The organism is Streptomyces sp. P6-2-1 (assembly GCF_050613165.1).
Classification (GTDB): domain Bacteria; phylum Actinomycetota; class Actinomycetes; order Streptomycetales; family Streptomycetaceae; genus Streptomyces.
Window position 1 is genome coordinate 2,842,730 of the sequence record NZ_CP192513.1, and the last position, 24,798, is coordinate 2,867,527.

The window sequence follows — 24,798 nt, forward strand, 5'->3', positions numbered from 1 at the left end:
CGGCGTCCGCCCGGCCCCCATCCCTACCCTTACGTAAGGGTAGGGTGTGAGCGCTCACCGCCTCCTCGCCCCCGACAGGTACCTCCCCCTCGTGACCTCATCGCCCGGCCTCGCGGACCCGCTCCCCGACGACACCGCGCCCACCGCGCCCACCGCGCCCGCCGCCCCCACCGCCGCCCCAGCGGGCCCCGGCCCGCGCCCCCGCCTCCCGCTCCTCCCCGCCTGGTGCTCCGACCCGCGCGTGTGGCGCACCGAGGTGCTCGCCGGGCTCGTCGTGGCGCTCGCGCTCATCCCCGAGGCGATCTCGTTCTCTGTCATCGCGGGCGTCGACCCCGCCGTGGGCCTGTGCACGTCCTTCACGATGGCCGTGACGCTCGCCTTCGTCGGCGGGCGGCGCGCGATGATCTCCGCGGCGACCGGCGCCGTCGCCCTCGTCGCCGCCCCGCTCAACCGCGAGCACGGCTTCGGCTACCTCGTCGCCGGCGTGATACTCGCCGGGGTCTTCCAGGTCGTGCTGGGCGCGCTCGGCGTCGCGAAGCTCATGCGGTTCGTCCCGCGCCCGGTGATGACCGGCTTCGTGAACGCGCTCGCGATCCTCATCTTCCTGGCGCAACTGCCCGAGCTGCGGCACGTGCCCTGGGCGGTCTACCCGCTCTTCGGCGGCGGGCTCGCGCTCATGGTGCTGCTGCCCAGGCTGAGCCGCGTCGTCCCCGCGCCACTCGTGTCGATCGCGGTGCTCACCGCACTGACGGTGGGCGCGGGGATCGCCGTGCCGACGGTCGGCGACAAGGGCGCGCTGCCGTCCTCGCTGCCGACGCCGGGGCTGCCCGATGTGCCGTTCACCGCCGAGACGCTGTGGATCGTCGCCCCGTACGCGCTCGCCATCGCGCTCGTCGGGCTCATGGAATCGCTCATGACCGCGCGCCTCGTGGACGAGCTGACAGGTACGTCCTCGTCCAAGACGCGCGAGTCGGTCGGCCAGGGCGTCGCCAACGTCGTCTCCGGTTTCCTCGGCGGCATGGGCGGCTGCGCGATGATCGGCCAGACGATGATCAACGTGAAGGTCTCCGGGGCCCGCACCCGCGTCTCGACCTTCCTCGCGGGCTCCTTCCTCATGGCGCTGTGCCTCGCGCTCGGGTCCGTCGTCTCGGAGATCCCGATGGCGGCGCTCGTCGCGATCATGGTGATGGTCTCCCTCACGACCTTCGACTGGCGCTCGATCGCCCCGAAGACGCTGCGCCGCGCACCGGTCGGCGAGATCGGCGTCATGCTCCTGACGGTCGCCGTCGTCGTCGCGACCCACAATCTCGCGATCGGCGTCGTGTGCGGCACCTGCCTGACGCTCCTCGCACGGCGGTACGGCTGGTGGGCGGTGACGCGGCGCGAGGAGTGAGGCCGGGGGCGGGGGCACGGGGGCGGGGGCACCGGCGTGGGAGCACGCGGGCGGCGACACGGGCGTGGGAGCACGCGGGCGGGGCGTCCCGTAGCCGGAGGGCCCGCCCCCGCCCGTACCCGTACCCACGCCCCCGGGCGCCCGCTGCCCCCGTGCGCGCTTCCGCCCGCCTGCCCGGCTCCCCGCTCCCGAGTTGCCGCGCTCCGCCGCGCGTAGAGCATGGGAGAGGTGACCGCGCACCCGAGGGACCCGTACTCGCGGGGCGGAACGGCCTACCTCCGCCACCCCGCCCTGCACGCCGACCTCCTCTGCTTCGTCGCCGAGGACGACCTGTGGCTCGCCCCGCTCCCCGCCCCGGGCGCGACGGAACCCTCCCTCGCCCGGCGCCTCACGGCCGACCGCACGAAGCTGGGCCACCCCCGCTTCTCGCCCGACGGCGCGCACCTCGCCTTCGTCTCCTGGCGCAGCCTCGACCCCGAGATCCACCTCGCCGAGGTCGCGGGCGACACCCCCGTGCGCCAGCTCACCTACTGGGCCGGGCGCGACACGCGCGTGTGCGGCTGGTCGCCGCCCGACGAGCGGGGCCGCAGCGACGTCCTCGCCGTCTCCTCGCAGGCGCAGCCGTTCTCGTACTTCTCCTGGGCCTACAAGGTCCCCACCGACGGCTCCCCCGGCGGTCCCCTCCCCTGGGGCCCGGTCTCCGCGCTCGCGCAGCGCGGCCACGACGGCGAGGAGCGCACCCTCCTCCTCACCGGCACGCCCCCGCACGAACCGGCCGCCTGGAAGCGGTACCGGGGCGGCGCCACCGGACGCCTGTGGCTGCACGGCGAACGCCTCCTCGCCGACCTCGAAGGGCACATCGACTGCCCGATGTTCGTCGGCGAACGCGTCGCCTTCCTCTCCGACCACGAGGGCGTCGGCAACGTCTACTCCTGCCTCCCCGACGGCTCCGACCTGCGCCGCCACACCGACCACGACGCCTTCTACGCCCGCAACGCTTCGAGCGACGGCGAGCGGATCGTCTACCAGTGCGCGGGCGAACTGTGGCTCGTCGACGACCTCGCGCCCGAGGCACTCCCGCGCCGCATCGACATCCGCCTCGGCGGGCCGCGCTCCGGGCGTCGCCCCCACCAGGTCCCCGCCGCGCGCCACCTCGACGCCGTGTGCCCCGACGAGACGGGCCGCGCGAGCGCCGTCGCCGTGCGCGGCAGCCTGTACTGGCTCACGCACCGCGACGGCCCCGCGCGCACCCTCGCGGACACGCCGGGGGTCCGGGTGCGGATGCCGGTCCTGTACGGGGGCGGGGGCTCGGTCGCCTACGTGAGCGACGCGGGCGGCGCGGACGGCATCGAGATCGCGCCCCTGCCCCGCGCGGGCACCCCGGGCCCGGTACGGCGCTGCGCCCACGGGCGGCTCGGCCTCGTCGAGGAACTGGTCGCCTCGCCGAAGGGCGACCGGCTCGCGGTCGCGACGCACGACGGGCGACTGCTCCTCGTCGACCCGTCCGCCCCGGAGAGCACGACGCAGGACGCGGCGCAGGACGCGGCGCAGGACGGCGGCGCGGCGCAGGACGGCGGCGCGGCGCAGGACGGCGGCGCGGCGCAGGACGGCGGCGCGGCGGACGCGGACGTGGGGGACCGGGGCGGCGAGGAAGGCGAACCCGCGCGGGAAGGCGGCGGCGCGGGACCCGTAGCCGAATCCGTGGCCGAATCCGTGGCCGCCGGGGGCGCGGAGGCAGCAGGGGCCGCCACGCCCGCCGAATCCGCCACGTCTGCCACGCCCGCCGAATCCGCCACACCTGCCGAATCCGCCACGTCTGCCACACCTGCCGAATCCGCCACACCTGCCGAATCCGCCACGTCTGCCACACCTGCCGAATCCGCCACACCTGCCGAATCCGCCACGTCTGCCACACCTGCCGAATCCGCCACACCTGCCGAATCCGCCACGTCTGCCACACCTGCCGAATCCGCCACACCTGCCACGCCCGCCGAACCTGCCACACCTGCCGAATCCGCCACGTCTGCCACACCTGCCGAATCCGCCACACCTGCCACGCCCGCCGAACCTGCCACACCTGCCACGCCCGCCGAACCCGCCGAACCGGCCGATGCCCGCGTCGTCGAGGTCGTGCGGTCGTTCAACGGGCCCGTGCGCGATCTCGCCTTCTCGCCCGACGGAGCGTGGCTCGCGTGGTCGCACCCGGGGGTCGGGCGGAGTCTGCGGCAGATCAGGCTCGCGCGGATCAGCGAGGGGGAAGGACCGTTCACCCTCATCGACGTGACCGACGGGCGCTTCGAGGACGAGAACCCCGTCTTCACGCGCGACGGTCGCTACCTCGCCTTCCTCTCCTGGCGCGGCTTCGACCCCGTCTACGACGTGCACACCGGCGACCTCTCCTTCCCGCTCGGCTGCCGCCCCCACCTCGTCACGCTCTCCTCCGCGACCCCCTCGCCCTTCGCACTCAGCGCCGACGGCCGCCCGGCGGCGGGCGGCCTCGACCCCGACGAGCGTGCCTCGGGGTACGAGGGTGTCGTCATCGTCGAGGCGGAGGGCCTGGCGAGCCGCGTCACGCCGTTCCCCGTACCGGCGTCGAAGTACTCCTCGCTCTCGCCCGTGGCGGGCGGCGGCCTCGTGTGGCTGCGCTGGCCCATCTCCGGCGCGCTCGGGCAGACCTTCGTCAACCCGGCCGATACGTCGAGCCGCCCCACGCTCGAACACTTCGACCTCGCCCGGGCCCGCCGCACCCAGCTCGTCGACCACATGGACGCCTTCGCGGTCAGCGGCGACGGCAGCCGTCTCGTCGTCGTGGACGACGGCGAGCTGCGCGCGGTGCCCGCCAACGACCTGCCCGACGACGCGAGCACCTCGTACATCGACCTGCGCCGCGTCCTGCACGAGGTCGACCCGCCCGCCGAGTGGCGGCAGGCGTACGACGAGGCGGGGCGCATCATCCGCGCCTACTTCTGGGACCCCGGCCTGAGCAACATCGACTGGGACGCCGTGCTCGACCAGTACCGCCCGCTCCTCGACCGCGTCGCCTCACCCGACGAGTTCGCCGACCTCCTCCGCGAGGCCTACGGCGAACTCGGCACCTCGCACGCGTACGTCACCGCGGCGCGCCGCAACGAGGGCCCGCCCCACTACCAGCGCGCGCAGGGCCTCCTCGGCGCCGACTTCGCCTGCCGGGACGGGGCCTGGGAGCTGTGCCGCATCCTGCCGGGCGAGTCGTCCGACCCCCGCGCCCGTTCCCCGCTCGCCGGTACGGGCATCCGCGAGGGCGCGGTGCTCACGCACGTCGACGGGCGGCCCGTGGACCCCGTCACCGGGCCCGCACCGCTCCTCGCGGGCGCCGCGGGCACGAGCGTCGAGCTGACCTTCGCCGCTGCGGGAGGGGGCAGGCCGCGCCGCGTCGCCGTGCTCCCGCTCGTCGACGAACGCGCCCTGCGCTACCACGACTGGGTCGCCAAACGGCGCGCCGTGGTACGGGAGTTGAGCGACGGGCAGTGCGGCTACCTGCACATCCCCGACCTCGGCGGCTCCGGCTGGGCGCAGTTCAACCGCGATCTGCGCCTGGAGATGTCGATGCCCGCGCTCATCGTCGACGTGCGCGGCAACGCGGGCGGCAACATCAGCGAACTCGTCCTCGAAAAGCTGACCCGCCGCATCATCGGCTGGGACCTCACACGCGACGCCATGCCCGTCTCGTACGCGTCGAACGCCCCGCGGGGGCCGCTCGTCGCACTCGCCGACGAGGCCACCTCGTCCGACGGTGACATGATCACTGCCGCCTTCAAACTCCTCGGTCTCGGGCCCGTCGTGGGGCAGCGCACATGGGGCGGCGTCGTCGGGATGACGGGCCGCCACCGGCTCGTGGACGGCACGGTGGTGACGGTCCCGATGAATGCGGCATGGTTCGACGCGTACGGCTGGGGCGTCGAGAACCACGGCGTCGACCCCGACGTCCCCGCCCTGCGCACCCCGCTCGACTGGGCCGAGGGCCGCCACGTCCAGCTGGACGACGCGGTCTCGCTCGCGCTGGAACTGCTGCGCGCCCAGCCACCCGCCGAGCCCCCGACAGTGGCGACCGTGCCGGACCGCGCACGCCCGGAGCTGCCGGATCGCGGAAACCCGGCGGTACGGGGCGACTCGGCGGGGCGGGATGGCCCGGCGGGGCGGGAGGCCTCCGCGGAACGGGGCGAGGGGGCGTCGGAGCCGGCCTAGGGGGTGCCCCGTACCCCTTCGGGGTCGCCCAGCCCGGCCGGTCCGCGCGTGTGCCACCAGTCCGGGCACCTCACGGCGGCCGAGGCGGGCAGATCGCGGCGCAGGTCGGCGCGGGCCCGCGCGAGGTCGCTGCCGAGGCCGCGCCCGGCGGCCGCTTCGGCGCGGTGGAGCACGGCCCAGTCGGCCTCCGGCCGGTCCGAGGTGTGCACGAGCACGTGTTCACCGGCCTCGACGGGCTCGTCCCCCGACTCGCGCGCGGACGGGGCGAGCACCCGCAGCGGCGCGCCCCGCAGCGCGGCCCCCGGCACGGCGGGCTTGTACCAGCGCGTCACCCGCACGGTCAGCCATACAGACATGCCGCCGTCCTTCGCCGCCCGGGTCCGCGTGACCTCGCCCTCGACGATGTACGGGGAGCAGGCGAGCGCCTGCGTACGCGTCAGCCCCCGGTCCGGCTCCGCGCCGGGCGCCGCGCGCACGGCGAGCACGACCAGCACGACCAGCACGACGGGGGCGGCGAGGGCGAGGAGAACACCGAGGTTCCGGCGGAGGGGATGAGACGGACGGGGTAGACGGGGTGGACGGGGTGGACGGGACGAGCGTGGTTTGTCGGTCACGGGTGTCCTCCTCACGCGGGCCACGCGGGCCGAGCGGCTGCGCGGTCGCGCGGTCGCGCGGGCCTTTGCCCCAGGACGGAGGAGGACGGCGGAACGTTCGTCACGCGCGGCGAAGGACCCGTACGGGAGCCCGGCACGCACGAGGCACGCACGAGGCACACACGAGGCACGCACGGGGCACGCACGAGGGCGGCGGCGGGCCTTCTCCGGCCCGCCGCCGCCCTCCGCTGCCCGCGCGCGCGTGCCCCGCGCGGGACCGCTGTCACTTGTCGTCGTCGTGACCCATCTTCCCCCGCAGGTCACCGGCCTTGTCCTGGGCCGTGTCACGGGCCCGGTCCGAGCCGTCGGACGACTTCTCGGACGCCTGGTCCTTCGCGTCCTTCGCCTTCTGCTTGAGCTGCTCGGCCTTGTCCTGGAACTGGTCCTTGATGCCCATGTAGCTCTCACTCCTCAAGAGGGGTGGGGGGAAGAGAAGGGGGCGCCCCTGACGAACGCCCCGTCCCAGCCTGGCACGGGCCGGCCCGCCCCGCATGTCGATCAGGCGCCGGCCCTGCTCCGCTCGTCGGCCGCGCCACCGGCCCCGACCAGCCCCTTCGGCACCTGCGTGAGCCGCTCCCCGTACCGCGCGACCTCGTGCGCGCCGACCGTCCCGATGAGCATCGGCAGCGCACCCCGCACCGACTGCATGTGCCGCAGCCACCACTGCCCGTACACGTGCGCCGAACGTCGCTCGATACCGTGCAGGATGCGGTCGACGGCCGGGCTCAGCGGGTACGTCTTGTTGGCCGGCCACGGCAGCCGGGAGCGCAGTTCGCGCATGACGTCGTCCTGGTCCGCGCCGCGCACCATGTCGGTGTCGGTCCAGCTCAGGTACGCGACGCCGACCTTCACGCCGAGGTGCCCGACCTCGGCGCGCAGGCAGTGCGCGTACGCCTCGACGCCGGACTTCGACGCGCAGTACGCGCTCATCATCGGGGCCGGGGTCACGGCGGCGAGCGAGGCGACCTGGAGCAGGTAGCCACGGCTCTCGGCGAGCAGCGGCAGGAAGGCGCGCGCGGTCGCGGCCGCGCCGAGCAGGTTCACCTCGATCACGCGACGCCAGGAGTCGGGGTCGGAGTCCATGAAGGGCCCCCCGGTCGCGACCCCGGCGTTCGCCACGACGATGTCGACCTTCCCGAAACGTTCCTTCACCTCGGCGGCGACCTGGGTCATCGCGGCCTGGTCGGTCACGTCCGCGTACCAGTGGTCGCTGTCCGCGTACAGCCGCGTGGACAGGTCCTTGAGCGCCTCGGGCTCCAGTCCTACGAGCGCGACACGGACCCCGTGCGCGGAGAGCTTGCGCGCGAGCAGTTCACCGACCCCGCGCGCGGCACCGGTGACGACGGCGACCTGACCCTCCAGGGGGCCAGAGCGGCGACGGCGTTCGGAGCGCGAGGTGAGCGTGCGGCCGGTGCCGTGCGGCTGGGAACTCATGCGGACTCCTTGGCGGTTTTGGCAGCGCGCTTGGCAGAGGACGTGGCGGTGCCGGGCGTGGCAGATGTGGCAGTCGTGGCAGCGTCAGACGGGGCAGCCGTGGCAGTCGTGGCAGCGGCAGACGCGGCAGACGCGGCAGCGTCAGACACAGCAGACGCGGCAGACGCGGCAGCGTCAGACATGGCAGTCGTGGCAGTGTCAGACGCTGCCGCCTCCGAAGCGCCCGCCGGTGCCGCCTCCTCCGTCACCACGTACGTCGTCACCAGTTCCCGTATGAGCCCCGTCACCGCCGCAGGGTCCTCGACCGGCGTCATGTGGCCGAGGCCCGGCAGGGTCGTGAGCCCGAGCGAGTGCGGCAGCGACTCGTCCATGAGGCGGGCGTGCACGGGCGGCGTGAGCTTGTCGGCCGAGCCGACGACGACGGCCGTGGGTGCCTCGATCGCGCGCAGCCCCGCCTCCTCGTCGAAGGCGTCGAGCACGCGCGACCACCCGTACCGCACCGGAGTCGGGCAGGCGTGCACGATCCGCGCGCAGGCGTCGACCTGCTCCGGGCTCGCGCCCGGCCCCATCACCCCGTACTTGAGTACCTTCTTGCCGGCCGGCGTGACCGGCCCGAGCGGTGCCCGCGCCCCGAGCACCGCACCGGTGAGCCGCCTGCGGACCGGGCTCTTCGGCAGCGGCAGGACCGTCGCCTCGCCGACGAGCCGCGCGGGCCCGGTCGAGCAGAGCAGCACGGCGGCGGCGTGCTCGCGGAAGGCCGGGCGCTCGGCGGCCGCCATGAAGGTCATGCCGCCCATCGAGTGTCCGGCGAGTACGGCGGGCTCGCCGGGGGCGAGGGTCGCTTCGAGCACCGCTTCGAGGTCGTCGGCGAGCGCCTTCGGGCTGTAGCCGAGGGGGCCGAGCGGTGCGGGGCTGCGGCCGTGGCCACGCTGGTCGTAGGCGATGACGCGGTGGTCGGGGGCGAGCGCGCGTATCTGCGCGGCCCAGAAGGCGATCGAGCATGTCCAGCCGTGCGCGAGCACGACGGCGGGCGCGTCGCCGGGCCCGAAGACCTCGACGTGCACGGGCGAGCCGTCCGCAGAGACGACACGCGGTTCGCTGACGGGCACGGGCGGTACGTACGTACCGCGCACGGCGTGCCCCGGATTCCTGAGCAGCGGACTCACGCGGCCGCCACCTCCTTCGTCGCGGTGCGGGCGGTACGGGCCTGGTCCGGCGCGATGGCCGCCCGAGGGGGCCGCAGCACGTCGTACTCCAGGAGGTCCACGCGCCGTGTCGCGGCGCGGAAATCGGCCGTCGTGCCCGGCCAGATCGTCGTATTGCGTCCCGAGGCGTCGAGGTACCAGCTCGTGCACCCGCCGGTGTTCCACACCGTGCGTTCCATCCGGGTCTGGACGCGCTCGTTCCAGGCGTCGACCGAGGCGGGGCGCGGGTCAAGGGCGGTGCCGGGGCCGAGTACGTCGAGCTGGCGGAGGTAGTCGGCGAGGTAGTTCAGCTGGGCCTCGATCATGAGGATCATCGAGGAGTTGCCGAGCCCGGTGTTGGGCCCGATGACGGTCATGAAGTTCGGGAAGCCGCTCGCCGTCGCGCCGCGCAGCGCGGCCATGCCGTCCTTCCAGTTCTCGGCGAGCGTGTGCCCCTCGGCGCCCACGACGCGCTCGGCGATCGGCATATCGGTCACGTGGAAGCCCGTACCGAAGACGATCGCGTCGACCTCGGCGGTCGAACCGTCGGCGGCGACAAGGGTGTTGCCCCTGATCTCGCTGAGCCCGGAGGCGACGAGGTCCACATTGGGCCGCGCGAGGGCGGGGTAGTAGGTGCTGGAGAGCAGGATGCGCTTGCACCCGATGCGGTACGAGGGCGTCAGCTTGGCGCGCAGCGCGGGATCCTTGATGGACCGGTGCATGTTCGCCTTCGCGAGGCGTTCCACGAGGCCGAGTTCGTCGGGCCGCTTCGTGAACGCCTGCACCTGGAGTTCGCGGATGCCCCACAGCGCCGCGCGGCGCGCGACGGTCGTGAAGGGCAGCGCGCGGTGCAGCCGCCGCTCCAGGCCGCTCACCTCGCGGTCCATCCGGGGCATGACCCAGGCGGGCGTGCGCTGGAAGAGCGTGAGCCGCGCGACCTCGGGCTGGATCGCGGGAACGATCTGGATGGCCGAGGCGCCCGTACCGATCATCGCGACGCGCTTGCCGCGCAGCTCGTAGTCGTGGTCCCAGCGCGCCGAGTGGAAGACCTTGCCGGGGAAGGTGTCGAGCCCGGGGATGTCCGGGATCTTCGGGTCCGAGAGCGGCCCGGTCGCCGAGACGACGACGTCGGCGGTGTACGGGCCCGAGGCCGTGTCCAGCTCCCAGCGCATCCGCTCGCCGTCCCAGCGCATGTGCCGCACCTCGCTGTCGAAGCGCAGGTGCGGGCGGAGGCCGAAGGTGTCGGCGACACGCTCCAGGTAGGCGCGGATGTGCGGCTGGCCCGAGAAGGTGCGCGGCCACTCGGGGTTGGGCGCGAAGGAGAAGGAGTACAGGTGCGAGGGCACGTCGCAGGCGCACCCCGGATACGTGTTGTCGCGCCACGTCCCGCCGACGGACCCCGACCGCTCCAGCACGACGAAGTCGGTCACCCCCTCGCGCCGCAGCCGCACGGCGGCGCCGAGCCCCCCGAACCCCGAACCGACCACGGCCACCCGCACGTGGGTGCTGCTGCTTGTCTTCGCCATCGAGCCGCCTCCCGCACTCTCCCGACGATGTTGCCAGCAATCACTGGCACGATCGGAGCGTAGAACAGACCTGTACTCATGGGTAGGGGTCGAACGAGACTTTGTTACCGCCGGTACGGAAGCCCCTGGAGAGGGCTGGAGGGGGACGGACACGGGTGGGTCGGTGCACGGGGGTGGGCGCGCCGGGGCGGGCGGGGGCGCGATCGGCCGCGCGGGGACGGGCGGGGCCGGGCGGTGGGCGCGGTCGAGCGCGCGGGGAGCGGGTGCACGGGGAGCGGGTGCGCGGGGACGGACGCGCGCACGAGTGCGCCCGGTCGGGCGCGCGGAGGCGGGCGCGCGCAGTCGGGCGCGCGCAGTCGGGCACAAGGCGGCACGGGCGAGCCCAGGGGGACGGATGCGCTGGGACTGGCGCACGGGGACGGGCGCACAGGAACTGGGGCGCGGGGCCGGGCACACGCGGCCGGATACGCAGGAACGGGCGCGCGGAGACGGAGCCGCGAGGGGGAGCCGCCGGACCCCGTGCCGTGGGGGCCGGGGCGGACGCACGGGGCTCGCGCTGCCGGGAGAGGGGGCCCGGGAGCGGCGAAGGCTGTGAGGCGCGGCGCCCCGGGGCCGCTTCCGTGCGGCGAGCGGCCGCGAGGCCCCGCCACAGAGCCGGGGCACGGAGGGGACCTCGCCGCATAGGGGCCGCGCCACAGAACGGGCCCGCCCCGCCACACCGCAGGCCGCGCCGCAGAGCGGGCCCCTCCACCGAGCGGGCCTCGCCACGCAGCCGGCCTCGCCACGCAGCCGGCCTCGCCGCGCAGGGGGGAGACCAGCGGAAGCTGAAGCCGTAGAGCGCCGGGTGACATCGGGGCTCCCTGCCGTGAGACAGCCTCCCGGGGCCCGGCCGCACGGCTACAGCCTCCCGGGGCCCGGCCGCACGACTAAGGACACGGGGGCGGTTCGCGCCGCAAGGCGGCAGGCGACCGGGAGGCTGGAGCCCTGGGACCGAGGGCGCGTCCGCCGTGAGTGCCGTGTGGCGGGGCCGCGAGCGAGACCCCGCCCTGGGGCGAGGAGGGCCGGGGCACACCGGCGGCGAGACGGAGACGCCCGGGAACACGGTGCGGCGTTAGACGCGACCCGTTGCCACCGCATGGGCCCGAAACCGCGACGGGCGGGCAGGCACCCAAGCCCACCCGCCCGCCACCGCGCCGTCCGGCGCGAGGTGAATCGCCGTCAGCCGACGATCTCCGCCCGCTCGATGACGACATCGTCCTTGGGCACATCCCGCATGCCGTTCCTGATGCCGGTCGGCACCGCCTTGATCTCGTCGACCACGGCCTGCCCCTCGACGACCTTGCCGAAGACCGCGTACCCCCAGCCCTGCGGGTTCTTGCCGCTGTGGTCGAGGAAGCCGTTGTCCTTGACGTTGATGAAGAACTGCGCCGTGGCCGAGTGCGGGTCGCTCGTGCGCGCCATCGCCACGGTGTACGTGCCGTTCTTCAGCCCGTTGTCCGCCTCGTTCTGCACGGCGGCCCGCGTCGGCCGCTGCTTCATCGCGGTGTCGAAGCCACCGCCCTGGACCATGAAGTCGTTGATGATCCGGTGGAAGATCGTCCCGTCGTAGTGCCCGTCCTTGACGTACTGGACGAAGTTCGCCACCGTCTGGGGCGCCTTCGCCTCATCCAGCTCCAGCACGATGTCCCCGCGATTCGTGGTCAGCTTCACCTGCGTCATACGGCTCTCCTTCGACCCGTCGGTACAACCAGAACAATCCCCGCATTGTGCCAGCGCGGGGCGGGGCCCCCTCCCCCCCTCCCCCACCCCACCCCCACCACCCCTCCGCCCCGCATAGGGTGCGCCACGTGGACGAGCACCCGACGACCGAGCCCACCCCGACGACCGAGCCGACCCCGACGACCGGGCCCACCCCGGCCCCCGACCCCACCCGGGCGACCACCCCAGCCACCCCGCCCCCCGCGACCGCCCCCGCCCCACCCACCGAGTACCGCACCGCCGAGCTGGCCGAGGCCGCCGGCATCACCACGCGCACCCTGCGCTTCTACCGCGAGCGCAAGCTGCTCGACGCGCCCCGCCGCGAGGGCAGGATCGCCTGGTACAACGAGCACCACCTCGCCCGCCTGCGCACCATCGCCGCGCTCCTGGAACGCGGCCACACCCTCAACGGCATCGCCGAACTCGCCGAGGCCTTCGAGCACGGCAGGAACGTCGCCGACGTCCTCGGCGTCGGCGAGACCCCGACGGAGGAGACCCCGGTCCGCCTCTCCCCCGAGGAACTGGCCGACCACTTCGCGGGCGAGGTCACCCCGGAGAACCTCGCCGCCGCGCTCGACCTCGGCTACCTCGCCGTCGACGGGGACACGATCGTCCACATCAGCCGGCGCCTTCTTGACGTTTCCACGACGCTGGTCCGCGAGGGCGTCCCGCTGGCCACCGTCCTGGACGCGGCCCGCCAGGTCCGCGTCCACGCCGAGGCACTCGCCACCCTCTTCCTGGAGACCCTCCGCCCCCACGCGCTCGCCACCGACATCGACAAGCTCCGCCCGCTCGCCAAGGCCGTCGTGGACGCCGAACTCTCCCTCGCCCTCGACCGCCGCCTCACCGCTCCGGCCCCCGCGCCCAGCCCCGAACCCGCCCCCAAGACGCCGCCGAACCCGCCCGCCTGACCTCACCGCCCCCGAAGCCGAACCCGCACCCGCACCCGCACCCGCACCGGACCCCGCATCTGCCAGGCCCCGAACTACACCCCGCCCCCGTCTCCACCCTCACCACCTCAGCCTCCGGTGCCACCCCTCCCCGCACCCGTCACATCTCGTACGTCACCGTCACCGGCGCGTGGTCGCTCCACCGCTCCTCGTGCGTCGCCGCCCGTTCCACCTCCGCCTTCACCGCCCGCCCGGCGAGCCGCGGGCTCGCCATGTGGTAGTCGATCCGCCACCCCGTGTCGTTGTCGAAGGCCCGCCCGCGGTACGACCACCACGAGTACGGCCCCTCCACGCCCGGGTGCTGCGCGCGCACCACGTCCACGTACCCGCCGTCCGCCGGGTCGAGCACCCGCGACAGCCACTCCCGTTCCTCCGGCAGGAAGCCCGCGTTCTTGCGGTTCCCCCGCCAGTTCTTCAGGTCGGCCTCGGTGTGCGCGATGTTCCAGTCCCCGCAGACCAGCACCTCGCGCCCCTCCGCCGCCGCCCGCGCGCGCAGCTCCTTGAGGTAGGCGAGGAACTCGTCCATGAAGCGGTATTTCTGCTCCTGCCGCTCGGTCCCCACCTCACCGCTCGGCAGATACAGGCTCGCCACCGTCACACCCGGCAGATCCGCCTCCACGTACCGCCCGGACCCGTCGAACTCCGCACTCCCGAAGCCCGTCCGCACGCGGTCCGGCTCCCGCCGCGTGTACAGCGAGACCCCGGCCCGCCCCTTGTCGGCCGCCGGGGCGTGCAGGCTGAACCAGCCCTCGGGGCGGGCCACCTCCTCCGGCAGCTGGTGGGCCTCGGCCCGTACCTCCTGGAGGCACAGCACGTCCGCCGAGGTGCCCGCCAGCCACTCGGTGAAGCCCTTCTTGGCCGCGGCACGCAGCCCGTTCACATTCACACTCGTCACGATCAGCACACTCGAAACCCTAGAGCACACGCTCGGACATTCGTCCGGAGTTATCCACAGTTGGGACCGGCGGTACGATCATCCTCATGCAGATCCGCCCCGTCCCGTACGACCACCCGGACGCCGTCAAGCTCAACGACCAGGTCCAGCTCGAATACGCCGAGCGTTACGGTGACGACGGCGACATGACCCCGCTCGACGCCGCGATGTTCACCCCGCCCCGCGGCCTCTACCTCCTCGCCTACGACGAGCGCGAACGCCCCGTCGCGACCGGCGGCTGGCGCCGGCAGGACACCAACGAGGAGGGGTACGCGGACGGCGACGCCGAGCTGAAGCGCATGTACGTGGTCCGCGAGGCCCGCGGCCTCGGCCTCGCGCGCCGCATCCTCGCGCTCCTGGAGGACGACGCCCGCCAGGCCGGTCGCACCCGCATGGTCCTGGAGACCGGCACGATGCAGCCCGAGGCCGTCGCCCTCTACCTCTCCAGCGGCTACACGCCCGCCCCCGCCAAGTTCGGCCTCTACCGCGCGTACGACACGAGCCTCTGCTACGTGAAGCCCCTCCACCACTGACGCGCCGCACGCCCCCCGCCACCGGCCCCCGCGCGATCGAGTCGCGGGCCAGCCCCGCCGCCCCGTTCCCCAGCGAGTCCCCTGCGAGTCCCGAGCGAGCCCCCGCGCCCCCCGCCCCGCCGGGTACTGTGGACGACGTCCACACCTCGTATCCCGTACGGGAGATCACCACCGTGCGAAGGCGGAGCAACAGGTGTCCACCCTGACAGCCCCGGCCGGGTCCCACCGAGCCGCACACGGCCGCCCCGGGGAGACGGCGTGAGCGCCGTCCCCGCGCCGCAGCACCTGCGGGTCCCCGTCGGCCCGGACGCCGACCGCTGGGCGACCCTCCCCACCGAGCGCACCCTCGTCGTCGCCGCCCGCACCGTGACCTCCACCACCCGGGCACTCGAAGCACTCCCCGCGATCCTGCACGGCGACCCCCGCGTCTCCGTCGTCTTCGCCCACGACCCCGGCTCCGCCTTCGGCGACGGCGTGCTCGACCTGCTCCACCACCACGGCTGCCGCGTCATGCCCTGGTCCCAGCTCGCCGAGTGCGCCCCCGACCTCATCCTCTCCGCGAGCGAGAACATCGAGGTCCCGGCTGGGGACTGCCCCGTCCTCGTCCTCCCGCACGGTGTCGGCTTCCAGAAGCTCGTCCCCGACGCACGCGCCCCCGGCCGCCGCCTCTCCGGCCTCGTCCCCGACGCCCTCCTCGCCTCCGGCCGTGCCTGGCTCACCGTCTCGCACCCCGACCAGGCCGCCCAACTGCGCGCCGCCCACCCCGGCACGGCAGGCCGCACCCTCCTCGTCGGCGACCCCTGCTACGACGAACTCCGCCGCAACCTTCCGCACGCCGCGCACTACCGGCGGATACTCACCGGCTCCCCCGAGCGCGACCTCCTCCTCATCAGCTCCACCTGGGGCCCCACCTCCCTCCTCGGCCGCCGCCCCCGTCTCGCCGCCGAACTCCTCGCCGCGCTCCCCTACGACGAGTACCGCGTCGCCGCGGTCGTCCACCCGAACGTGTGGTCCGCGCACGGCGCCTGGCAACTCCGCCACGTCCTCGCCCCCGCCCGCGCGGCAGGGCTCCTCCTCGTCCCCGCCGCGCACGCCTGGCGCAGCGCCCTCGTCGGCGCCTCGCTCGTCGTCGGCGACCACGGCTCGGTGACCCTGCTCGGTGCCGCGCTCGGCAAACCCGTCCTGCTCGGCGCGTACGGGAGCGAGGCGGTGCCCGGCACCGCGGGGGCCCTCCTCTCCCGTACCGCCCCGCACCTGCCGCCCGACGCCACGGGCCGCAGGCTCCGCGACCTCATCGCAGCGGCACGCGAGAACCACACCCCGGACCGGTACGCGGCCGTCGCCGAGGCCGCGTTCACCGACCCCGGCGAAGCCGCCGACCGCCTCCGCGCGATCGTCTACCGCCTCCTGCGCCTGCCCCCGCCCCGCGAACGCGCCCCCGTCCTCGCCCTCCCCGACCCCGCGCCGCCCACCGAGGACACCGCCGCCACCTCCTGGCACGTCACGGCGACCCTCCACACACCCGCCCACCAGCCCCCCGCCGTCCACGTCCACCGCACCCCCGCAGCCGCCCTTCCCCGGGACGCCGAGGAGACCGAAGAGGCCGGGTACGCCGAGGAGTCCGGGCAGCCCGCGCGGTCGGCGGACACCACCGAGGACCCGTACGGGGACGAGGACGGGTACGAGGACGAAATCCCCCGGGACCGTACGGGCGCCCGCGCCCCGCTCCGCTGCGTCTACCTCGCCTGCGACTCCGCGGAGCCCGACCTCGGCCGCCTCGAACACGCCTCCGTCGTCGCCGAGCGCGAACCGGCCGCGCACGCCGCGGAAGCCTGCCTGCGCACGACGCGGCTCCTCGACCGGCTGCCCGGCGCGATCCTCGCCGTCGTCCCGCTGCACGACGGCGGCTGCCTCGCTCACTGGCGGGACGGCCGGCTCGTCGAGGTCGCACCCACGAGCCCCGGGGAACCCCCCGATCCGCAGCTGCTCGCCGCCGTCTCGTACGCCACGACGCTCGCGCGGCTGTACCCCGGCGACCTCGAAGCCCCCACCGCATCCGGTCCGGCGCCCGCCCCGCTCGACGCGCGCCTGCACACCGCCTCCGGCGACCGCCCCGCGACCGCCCTCACCCTGCGCCGTCTCCCCAAGCCCGGCCACTGACCACACCGCACCGGGCCCCCGCGAGGCGAAGGCGCGGCGCGCGAGTCCCGCCCCCGAAGGCACGGCACCCGGGTGGAACCCCCGAAGCCGAGGCCACCGGGCCCGTCCTGTCCTGTCTACTCCCCCGCCACCACGTCCTCCCCCAGCAAGGCCGCCATCCGCACCCGCAGCCGCCCGGCCTCGGGGCTCCCGCCCTCCTCGTAGATCGTGTACGCGCGCAGCGCCTCCGCCCGCGCCGCCGTCAGGTGCCCCTCGCGCACCATCAGCCCGGCGAGCCGCTCGCGCGCCTGCGCCTCGTAGTACGTGGCATCCACCGCCCGCAACTCACCGGCCGCTTCCCGAAGTTCCCGCTCCGCCCCGGCCAGGTCGCCCAGCGCCTCGCGCGCATCGCCGAGCGCCGCTCCCGCGCGCGCCGCCATCCTCCGGTCGTCCTCGCCCAGGCCCCTGAGCACATCGCGCGCCCGTTCCAGGACCGGCAGCGCCTCGGCGGCGCGGCCCGTCGCCACGAGCGCCCTGCCGAGGAAGAACTCCGCGAGCGCGCCGCCGCGTTCCTCCCCCGCCTCCGCGTTCAGCTCGACCGCCCGCGCGTACACCCCGACCGCACGCTCCGGGTCCGCCCGGTCCCAGTAGCGCCCGGAGAACTCCAGGACGGAAGCGCTCAGTACGGGACTCGCCGCGACCTCCGCGCACGCCGCGGCCCGCTCCAGCTCGGCCCGCGCCCGCTCGTCCTCACCGAGGTCGAGCAGCGGCCGCGACAGCAGGCTCCGCAGGCGTGCCTCCCCGGCCGGGGCGAGGTCGGCGGCCGCGGCGCGCGCCCCCGTCTCCAGGCTGGTGAGCCACTCGCGCACGTGACGGTGGTGCAGGAAGAGCGCCGTCTGCGCCTCGGCGAGCGGCCACACGAGACCGTGCAGCCCCAGGGCCTCGGCCGCGGCGAGGACGGCGAGGGTGTTGTACTTCCCTGCCTCCAGCCACGCCAGCGCCCGCTTCGCCCGCTCCCTCTCCGCCCCGTCGGCGAAGGGATCGGGCGCCTGCGCGAGCAGTTCGTCCAGTACGGCGACCCGCAGCCGGTCCTCACGCAGCGCCCGGTCGGCCTGCGCGGTGCGCAACAGCAGAGCGCGCGTCACCCGCTCCACGACGCCGTCCGCCCACCGCGCGCCCTCCACCTCGCCGGCCTTCTCACGCGCGTGGGCCCGGACCAGGTCGTGCATCCGGTAGTGCCCGCCCTCGGCCGCGTCGAGGAGGCCCGCGTCGAAGAGCCGTTCCAGCAGCTCCGCCGCCTCCCCCTCACCGCCCTGCGCCGCCAGGCCGAGCCCGGCGGCGACGGTCACGGGCTCGCACGTCCGCCCCGGCAACACCCCGAGCAGCCGGTACAACCCGGCCTCCTCCTGCGACAGCTCGCCGTAGGTCAGTTCGAGCACCGTGGACATGGCAGGTCCCCCTCGGAGCGCGAGACCGCGCAGCCGGTTCGATTCTCTCGCCAGCTCACGGGCCAGCGCGGGCAAGGTCAGATGCGGACGCTGGAGCAGCCGGACCGCCGCCAGGTCCAGTGCCTTGGGCAGCCCACCGCAGGCGGCGACGACGCTCAGCGCGGCCTCGCGGTGCGCGTGTACGGTCTCCGGCCCCAGGCGGTCCGCGAGCAGCCGCAGCGCCGCATCGGCGTCCAGCGGCGCCATCGGCGTCAACCGTGCCCCGTCGAGCGTCAGTTCGCCCAGCCGACGGGTGCTGGTGACGAGGAGCATGCTTCCGGCCCCCTGCGGGAGCAGCGGCCTGACCTGCGCCGCCTTGAGTGCGTCGTCGACCACCACGAGCAGCCGCCTGCCCGCCGTGTGATGCCTGTAGAGCGCGGCCCGGTCCTCCAGCGTGTGCGGGATGAACTCTTCCTTCACCCCCAGCTCGCGCAGGCAGCGCGCGAGGGCGATGGCGCTGTCCCCGTCCACACCGCGCAAACCGGCGTAGTCCACGAACAGTTGCCCGTCCGGGAAGCGGTCCCGCGTGCCCCGCGCCCGCCCCCACTTGCGCACGAGCGCGGTCTTGCCGACCCCGGGCAGCCCGAAGAACACCCGGTAACCGACCTCCACCGCGTCACGGTCGCCGACCAGGTCGTCCTCCTCGCCGTGCGGCTCGTTCCCCTCGCCGGGTGGCTCGCCCTCGTGCGGGCGTGGCGCCGAGTCCGCCGCCAGGAGGGCGAGTTCGGCGCGGCGGTTGACGAACGGCACCGTCAGCGGCGGGATCTGGTCAGGGACGACGCGCTCGGGGGCGGACGCCCCTGTAACGACGGTGATGCCTCCGTGGACCCGGCCCGCCTGGATGACCGTGCCGTTCACGGTCCCCGAGACGCCGTTGCCCCAGGGCGCCGCCGCCTCGGCGCCCGGCTCGTCCTCCGGCGCCGTCATGTGCCTGACCGCCCGTCCGCACTCGCGCCGGGCCGCGGCAGACCGATGGTCAACGCCCCGAAGTCCCGCCCCTGCACCACCGCCCCACCGTTCACCGTGCCGCTCACCGAGTTGTACGTGTCCCCGCTTCCCGTGCCGCCCTGACCGGGCGCCAGCTCGTCGAGCAGGGCGCGCAGCTCGGCCGCCGCCTCCGGGTGCTCCCGCAGCGCCCGCCGGAACCGCAGCCGCCATGCCGCCGCGACGTCCTCGGCGACCTCGCGGTCCTCGCCCGCCTCCACGACATCGCGCCGCGCCTCCTCCAGCTCGGCCTCCACCCGTTCCACGTCCTCCGCGCCGTCGTCCCCGCGCGTCAGGAACCGCGCCACACGCTCCCTGACGGCCGCCCACCCGTCGGCGACCATCAGTCCCACGAGCGCGGTCGCCCCTTCACCGGCCAGCAGGCTCACGTCCATCGTTTCCTCTTCCCCCGTGCCGGAATCCCCTGCCGGGACCGGCGCACGTACTCCTCCCACCGTAGAGAGAACGGCAGACCTTGGACAGACCGACGCGCGCCAAGCCCTCCCGCCCCGCGGGCAGCGCACCCGGGCCGCCCGAAGTGCCTCCCACCATAAAGTCCCCCACCGACAAAGGCGCCTGAACGGGAGAAACCCGCACGTCAACGGGCAGAGAAGCACCACCCGGGCATCGTCGGGGGCGGTCGGCAGCCCCCTCAGCGAGCCCCCGGACCCGGTCCGCGCCCCCCACGGGGCCCTGTCCGACCCGTACCCCTGTGTCGGTGCCGTCGCCTAGGGTGTGGGCACGCCGGGGACGCGGGGTCCTCGGCGGCCGGAGCGCGACACGGGGGAGCACGATGGACGACGGCCGGTACGAGGAGGAGAGCGCGCCCGCGCGTGTGCGCCGCACCTTCCCCGGGATCTCACCACGGGCGTACGAACACCCGGCGGACCGCTCGGCGCTCGTCGCCCTGCGCCGCCTCACCGGCTTCGACACGGTCTTCAAGGCCCTCAGCGGCATGCTGCCCGAACGCAGCCTGCGCCTGCTCTACCTCTCCGACTCGGTGCGGGCCGACGAGGACCAGTTCCGCTCCCTGCACCGCATGGCCGTCGACGCCTGCCGCGTCCTCGACGTCGAGCGGGTCCCGCCGCTCTTCGTGACGCAGGACCCGCGGCCGCAGGCGATGTGCGTGGGGATGGACGAGCCGGTCATCGTGCTGACGACGGGGCTCGTCGAACTGCTCGACGAGGAGGAGATGCGGGCCGTCATCGGTCACGAGGTGGGGCACGCGCTCTCGGGACACTCCGTGTACCGCACGATCCTGCTGTTCCTGACCACGATGGCCGTCAAGGTCGCGTGGATACCGCTGGGCGGCGTCGCGGTCAACGCGCTCGTCGTCGCCCTGCGCGAGTGGTTCCGCAAGTCCGAGCTGTCCGCCGACCGCGCGGGCCTGCTCGTCGGCCAGGACATCGACGCCTCGCTGCGCGGCCTCATGAAGCTCGCGGGCGGCAAGCACCTGTCCGAGATGAACACCGCCGCCTTCCTGCGCCAGGCCGAGGAGTACGAGGCGGGGGGCGACCTGCGCGACTCGGTGCTCAAGATCCTCAACGTGCTCCCCCGCTCGCACCCCTTCACCACGGTCCGCGCGGCCGAACTGCACCGCTGGGCGACGACCCGCGACTACCAGCGCCTCATGGACGGCCATTACCCCCGGCGCGACGAGGACGCGGACACCAAGGTCGGCGAGTCCTTCCGCCAGTCCGCGAGCGCCTACGCCCATGACGTGCGCACCAGCAAGGACCCCCTCATGCGCCTCGTCACCGACCTCGCTGGCGAGGCGGGCAGCCTCACCACCAAGGCCCGCTCCCGCCTCTCCGGCCTGTCCCCCCGCCGCCCCGGCAAGGACGAGGACCCGGGCCCCGGCGAGGACTGACCCCCGCGAGGCCCCCGCCGCCAGAACCGCCCGACCCCCGGGCCGCCACCGGACAGCCGGGCCGGCCGTCAGCGCCACCTGCCGCCCGCCACCCCGAGCAGGCATCGAACGCCCCCCGAAACGACGAAGATCCCGCCCGATCTTGCGATCGGACGGGATCTCGTCACCATTCCTGAGCCAACTCAAGAACTATCGTCTGTGGACCTGAGGGGATTCGAACCCCTGACCCCCTCGATGCGAACGAGGTGCGCTACCGGACTGCGCCACAGGCCCTTGCGACGAGTGAAACTCTAGCACCCCCGAAGGGGTGCTCGGTAATCCGTTCCGCACAGGTCAGGCGCCCGGCGCGGTCACCGGTCTCACTCGCCCGCCGCGCGGCGCGGGGGCTTGTCCTCGTACTGGTCGAAGAGCGGGGTGTTGCGGCGGCGGCCGCGGGTGCGGCGCGAGGGGCGGGACTCCTCGGGCCGCTCCGGCTCGGGCCGCGGGGTGGGCTCCGCGGAGGTGGAGCGGGCCGAGGACCAGACGTCGGGGGCGCCCAGGTCGACGTCCTGGGTGGCGCGCGGGGCGACGGGCGCGGTCACGTACGTCGGCAGGGGGACGGGGACCGGGTCCCAGCCCGCGCCGCGCGGCTCCCTGCGCGGGGCGCGTTGCTGGTCGACCCACTCCGCGTGGTCGGTCTGCTCGACCAGGGCCCGGCGGCCCGCGGCGAGCGCGGAGGCGTCGGGGTGCGCGTCATGATCGGGACGCCCCGCCTCCTCCCCGGCCGGGGCGTGGTGCGCGGGCGCATCGGCCTGCGGGGCGACCGGTTCGGCGGGACGCTCCTCGGCGACGGGCCGACGCTCGGGCGCGGCGGGGCGGCGCTCGGGAGCGGGATGCCGGTCGGGAGCGGGGCGCCGTTCCTGGGCCGGGCGGCGTTCGGGCGCCTGGGCGTGGTCATCGGCCCGCTCGCCGCGGCCGTGGTCGCGCAGGCGGGCGGCGGCGTCCTCGGCGCGGCGGCGGTCCATCGTGTACGCGAAGCGGCGGCGTTCCTGGCCGCGCAGGTAGGCGATGTACGCGCTGAGCAGCACGGCCGGGATCGCGGGCGCCCACAGGAAGCCGAGGCCCCACACGGCGGCGGCGACCGAGCCGAGCGTGAAGACGAGGAAGAGCAGCACCGTGGTGCGCCTGCGGCGGGCGAGCACACGGGTGCGGCGGGCGCGCGCCTGCACCTCGGCGGCGCCGGGGCTCCACACGGTACGGGGCCGCTCGTTCCGTACGGTCTCGGTCTCCACCGGGGCCCGCGCCCCCTCGCCCGGCCCGGCCTGTGCCCGTTCGGCGGGCCGGGGCCGCTCCCGCCCGTCCTGCTCCTCGGCGACCTGCGCGCGCGGCGACTCCGCGGGCGACGGCGGCGGGGGCGGGGAGGCGGGCTGCCGCTCCGGCGTCCCGCGGACCGCGGTCCTGGCCACGGCGAAGGCGCGGACGTCGACCGATTCGGTCGGCTCCGCGTCCTCCGCGAGGGCCTGCGCCGGTTCTCCCGGGGCGCGCTCCCGCAGCTCCTTGGCGTAACGGCGTTCCATTCCCGCCCGTCCGGACAGCAACCGGATGGCGGTACTGAAACGTTCCGTCGGACGAGCCTCGTTCAGCTCGTCCTGCCTGCGGAGCCACATCGGCACCAGGTAGGCCGCCCAGGCCCCGACGATGACTGCGTAAATGAGGCCACTGCTGCTCACCTCTCACACGGTAGAGGGGTTTTCGCCAGGCGATCCGCCAATTGAGTCGGTGTGTCGCACGAACCGACTGATAACACGGGCATTTTTAGGAACGATCTGATCAGCAGAAAGGCACGAAGGGTATCTAAGGATCAGATCACCCTTCTATTCGAATATCTTTTCGAATTACGGGGAAGGGCTTTTCCGCTCCCCCGGTGAGCTGCGCCGCGAGCGCCACCGCGTCAGCAGTCCTTGCGGGACGTCCTCCGCCGTCAGGGCGAAGACGAGGTGGTCGCGCCAGCCGCCGTCGATGTGCAGATAACGGGGGCGCAATCCCTCCTCGCGAAAGCCGAGTTTCTCCACGACGCGGCGGCTCGGGCCGTTCTCGGGACGGATGCAGACCTCGATACGGTGCAGGCCCATCCGGAAGAAACAGTGGTCGACGGCGAGCGCCACGGCGGTCGGCATGACGCCCCGTCCGGCGATGTCCTGGTCGACCCAGTAACCGATGTGCGCCGAGCACATCGACCCCCAGGTGACCCCGGCGACCGTCAGCTGACCGACCAGGCGCCCCTGGTACTCGATGACGAAGGGCAGCATGCGGCCCGCCTTCGCCTCCCCGCGCAGGTGCCGCACCATCTGACGGTAGGTCGGGCGGTGCGTGATGGGGCCCGAGGGGGTCGGCGGCGGGATCGTCGCCTCCCAGGGGCGCAGCCAGTCACGGTTGCGCCGGTTGACCTCGCGCCAGGCGCTCTGGTCGCGCTGTCTTATCGGGCGCAGGGTCACGTCGCCCTCCGTCAGCACGACGGGCCACGTGGACAGATACCCGTTCAGCTCGGGCTCCCAGCATTCTCGGCGGGGCCGGAGGTGCCCGGCCCCGGGTCGGTTCCGGCACCGGTCTGCTCCGGTGCCGGGCGGTGGTCGCCGCCGTGGATCTGGTCGACGGCGTGCGGCAGCCAGCGCTCCAGGACCGCGAGTCCGTCGCGTACCCCGCCCGTGGAGCCCGGCAGGTTCACCACGAGCGTCTGCCCAGCGACCCCGGCGAGCCCGCGCGAGAGCGCGGCGCTCGGGACCTTGCCGAGCCCCTCGGCCCGGATCGCCTCGGCGACGCCGGGGATCTCGCGGTCCAGGACGGCCCGGGTGGCCTCCGGGGTGAGGTCGTTGGGCGTGAGCCCGGTGCCGCCCGTCGTCACGACGACGCCGTAGCCGGTCTCGACAGCTGCGCGCAGCGCCGCCTCCACGGGCGCCCCGTCCGGTACGACCTGCGGGCCCTCGGTCGCGAAGCCCCAGGCCCGCAGCGCCTCGGCGATCAGCGGCCCGCCGCGGTCCGGGTAGACCCCGGCCGCCGCCCGGTTCGACGCGGTCACGACGAGGGCGGTACGCGGACCGAGCGGCGTACGGGGCGAGGCCGCGCGGGCGCGGGGGGCCTCGGCCGGGGCACTGTCGCGGTGCCAGTCCCCCGACGTGCCGCCCGTCTTGGTCTCGACGCGGATATCGGTGATGATCGCGGCCTTGTCGACGGCCTTGACCATGTCGACGACCGTGAGCGCCGCGACCGAGACGGCGGTGAGGGCCTCCATCTCGACGCCCGTGCGGTCCGTCGTGCGGACGGTGGCGGTGATCACGACGGCCTCGTCGGTGACCTCCAGGTCCACGTTCACGCCGGAGAGGGCGAGGGGATGGCACAGCGGGACGAGGTCGGGCGTGCGTTTGGCGCCCATGATCCCCGCGAGGCGGGCGGTCGCGAGGGCGTCACCCTTGGGCAGTCCTTCGCCGCGCAGCAGGGCGACGACCTCGGGGGTGACGAGGACGCGTCCGGTGGCGCGCGCGGTGCGTGCGGTGACGTTCTTGTGGGTCACGTCGACCATGCGGGCCGCGCCCGAGGAGTCGAGGTGCGTGAGCCCGCCGGGCGGCGGGTCCGCTGGCTCGGGGGCTGCGGCCCCCGCGGGCGTGGCGGTCATGAGGCGAAGGTGCTCCCGTTGTGGGCTCGCGGGCGTCCCGCGCGGGCCGGTGTCGGGCAGCCACGGTACTCGCCCGGGCC

At 74.5% G+C, this 24,798-nt stretch carries 17 protein-coding genes, 1 tRNA gene and 1 pseudogene; 6 read left to right on the forward strand and 13 right to left on the reverse strand.

From position 1 onward, the window contains the following. Positions 1-91 precede the first annotated feature (91 nt). Positions 92-1,357: pseudogene (locus tag ACQYWQ_RS12300) on the forward strand (SulP family inorganic anion transporter); the annotation flags it as partial. Positions 1,358-1,612: 255 nt separating this feature from the next. Continuing rightward, on the forward strand, positions 1,613-5,617 hold the full coding sequence (locus ACQYWQ_RS12305) for a S41 family peptidase (protein WP_431034471.1): 4,005 nt from the start codon (positions 1,613-1,615) through the stop codon (positions 5,615-5,617). On the opposite strand, the gene ACQYWQ_RS12310 is transcribed toward ACQYWQ_RS12305, so the two are convergent. From ACQYWQ_RS12310 to ACQYWQ_RS12335, 6 genes are all read right to left on the reverse strand, one after another. Next, a complete protein-coding gene (locus tag ACQYWQ_RS12310; protein ID WP_431034473.1) occupies positions 5,614-6,120 on the reverse strand; it encodes a hypothetical protein in 507 nt (168 codons plus the stop codon). The two genes, ACQYWQ_RS12305 and ACQYWQ_RS12310, sit on opposite strands and share 4 nt — an antisense overlap. Positions 6,121-6,493: 373 nt before the next feature. Continuing rightward, positions 6,494-6,667: a hypothetical protein gene (locus tag ACQYWQ_RS12315; protein ID WP_431034474.1), complete on the reverse strand. Its 174-nt coding sequence runs from the start codon at positions 6,665-6,667 to the stop codon at positions 6,494-6,496. A gap of 101 nt (positions 6,668-6,768) precedes the next feature. After that, complete coding sequence (locus tag ACQYWQ_RS12320) at positions 6,769-7,632, reverse strand: SDR family oxidoreductase (RefSeq protein ID WP_431039158.1); 864 nt, start codon at positions 7,630-7,632, stop codon at positions 6,769-6,771. A 68-nt stretch (positions 7,633-7,700) separates the two neighbouring features. After that, on the reverse strand, positions 7,701-8,837 hold the full coding sequence (locus ACQYWQ_RS12325; protein WP_431039159.1) for an alpha/beta fold hydrolase: 1,137 nt from the start codon (positions 8,835-8,837) through the stop codon (positions 7,701-7,703). A 29-nt stretch (positions 8,838-8,866) separates the two neighbouring features. Further along, complete coding sequence (locus tag ACQYWQ_RS12330) at positions 8,867-10,414, reverse strand: flavin-containing monooxygenase (RefSeq protein ID WP_431034475.1); 1,548 nt, start codon at positions 10,412-10,414, stop codon at positions 8,867-8,869. A gap of 1,218 nt (positions 10,415-11,632) precedes the next feature. Next, entirely contained in the window at positions 11,633-12,133 is a 501-nt protein-coding gene (locus ACQYWQ_RS12335; protein ID WP_431034477.1) for a peptidylprolyl isomerase, read from the reverse strand. Between the two features lie 284 nt (positions 12,134-12,417). On the opposite strand from ACQYWQ_RS12335, the gene ACQYWQ_RS12340 reads away from it, so the two are divergent. Beyond that, entirely contained in the window at positions 12,418-13,083 is a 666-nt protein-coding gene (locus ACQYWQ_RS12340; protein WP_431039160.1) for a MerR family transcriptional regulator, read from the forward strand. A 139-nt stretch (positions 13,084-13,222) separates the two neighbouring features. Here ACQYWQ_RS12340 and ACQYWQ_RS12345 read toward each other — a convergent pair whose 3' ends face one another. After that, positions 13,223-14,026: an exodeoxyribonuclease III gene (locus tag ACQYWQ_RS12345; RefSeq protein ID WP_431034478.1), complete on the reverse strand. Its 804-nt coding sequence runs from the start codon at positions 14,024-14,026 to the stop codon at positions 13,223-13,225. A 77-nt stretch (positions 14,027-14,103) separates the two neighbouring features. On the opposite strand from ACQYWQ_RS12345, the gene ACQYWQ_RS12350 reads away from it, so the two are divergent. Further along, complete coding sequence (locus ACQYWQ_RS12350) at positions 14,104-14,589, forward strand: GNAT family N-acetyltransferase (protein WP_431034479.1); 486 nt, start codon at positions 14,104-14,106, stop codon at positions 14,587-14,589. A gap of 258 nt (positions 14,590-14,847) precedes the next feature. Continuing rightward, positions 14,848-16,749 carry a hypothetical protein gene (locus tag ACQYWQ_RS12355; protein WP_431034481.1) on the forward strand — a complete coding sequence of 634 codons (1,902 nt, stop codon included), beginning with the start codon at positions 14,848-14,850 and terminating at the stop codon, positions 16,747-16,749. 116 nt (positions 16,750-16,865) lie between these two features. Here ACQYWQ_RS12355 and ACQYWQ_RS12360 read toward each other — a convergent pair whose 3' ends face one another. Both ACQYWQ_RS12360 and ACQYWQ_RS12365 read right to left on the reverse strand, forming a co-directional pair. Beyond that, entirely contained in the window at positions 16,866-19,142 is a 2,277-nt protein-coding gene (locus ACQYWQ_RS12360; protein WP_431034482.1) for an NB-ARC domain-containing protein, read from the reverse strand. Continuing rightward, on the reverse strand, positions 19,139-19,594 hold the full coding sequence (locus ACQYWQ_RS12365) for a hypothetical protein (RefSeq protein WP_431034483.1): 456 nt from the start codon (positions 19,592-19,594) through the stop codon (positions 19,139-19,141). The genes ACQYWQ_RS12360 and ACQYWQ_RS12365 overlap by 4 nt, the downstream gene beginning before the upstream one ends. Before the next feature lie 398 nt (positions 19,595-19,992). Here ACQYWQ_RS12365 and ACQYWQ_RS12370 point away from each other — a divergent pair, with 398 nt between their 5' ends. Then, positions 19,993-21,069: a M48 family metallopeptidase gene (locus ACQYWQ_RS12370; RefSeq protein WP_431034484.1), complete on the forward strand. Its 1,077-nt coding sequence runs from the start codon at positions 19,993-19,995 to the stop codon at positions 21,067-21,069. Between the two features lie 199 nt (positions 21,070-21,268). Here the strand turns inward: ACQYWQ_RS12370 and ACQYWQ_RS12375 are convergent. The 4 genes from ACQYWQ_RS12375 to moaCB all read right to left on the reverse strand — a co-directional run bounded on the left by ACQYWQ_RS12375 (position 21,269) and on the right by moaCB (position 24,718). Continuing rightward, positions 21,269-21,342 (reverse strand) — tRNA-Ala (locus tag ACQYWQ_RS12375). A gap of 86 nt (positions 21,343-21,428) precedes the next feature. Next, the gene (gene sepX, locus ACQYWQ_RS12380) at positions 21,429-22,778 is read right to left on the reverse strand and encodes a divisome protein SepX/GlpR (RefSeq protein ID WP_431034487.1); all 1,350 of its coding nucleotides are present in this window, start codon (positions 22,776-22,778) and stop codon (positions 21,429-21,431) included. A 165-nt stretch (positions 22,779-22,943) separates the two neighbouring features. After that, a complete protein-coding gene (locus ACQYWQ_RS12385) occupies positions 22,944-23,561 on the reverse strand; it encodes a GNAT family N-acetyltransferase (RefSeq protein WP_431034489.1) in 618 nt (205 codons plus the stop codon). 26 nt (positions 23,562-23,587) lie between these two features. Next, positions 23,588-24,718, reverse strand: coding sequence for a bifunctional molybdenum cofactor biosynthesis protein MoaC/MoaB (moaCB, locus tag ACQYWQ_RS12390; RefSeq protein ID WP_431034491.1), 1,131 nt, complete (start codon positions 24,716-24,718; stop codon positions 23,588-23,590). Positions 24,719-24,798 lie beyond the last annotated feature (80 nt).

Coding starts and splice junctions, on each gene's coding strand:
- ACQYWQ_RS12315 (WP_431034474.1), bottom strand. CDS start 6,667: ATGGGCATCAAGGACCAGTTCCAGGACAAGGCCGAGCAGCTCAAGCAG.
- ACQYWQ_RS12330 (WP_431034475.1), bottom strand. CDS start 10,414: ATGGCGAAGACAAGCAGCAGCACCCACGTGCGGGTGGCCGTGGTCGGT.
- ACQYWQ_RS12305 (WP_431034471.1), top strand. CDS start 1,613: ATGGGAGAGGTGACCGCGCACCCGAGGGACCCGTACTCGCGGGGCGGA.
- ACQYWQ_RS12335 (WP_431034477.1), bottom strand. CDS start 12,133: ATGACGCAGGTGAAGCTGACCACGAATCGCGGGGACATCGTGCTGGAG.
- ACQYWQ_RS12350 (WP_431034479.1), top strand. CDS start 14,104: ATGCAGATCCGCCCCGTCCCGTACGACCACCCGGACGCCGTCAAGCTC.
- ACQYWQ_RS12370 (WP_431034484.1), top strand. CDS start 19,993: ATGGACGACGGCCGGTACGAGGAGGAGAGCGCGCCCGCGCGTGTGCGC.
- ACQYWQ_RS12365 (WP_431034483.1), bottom strand. CDS start 19,594: ATGGACGTGAGCCTGCTGGCCGGTGAAGGGGCGACCGCGCTCGTGGGA.
- moaCB (WP_431034491.1), bottom strand. CDS start 24,718: ATGACCGCCACGCCCGCGGGGGCCGCAGCCCCCGAGCCAGCGGACCCG.
- ACQYWQ_RS12360 (WP_431034482.1), bottom strand. CDS start 19,142: ATGACGGCGCCGGAGGACGAGCCGGGCGCCGAGGCGGCGGCGCCCTGG.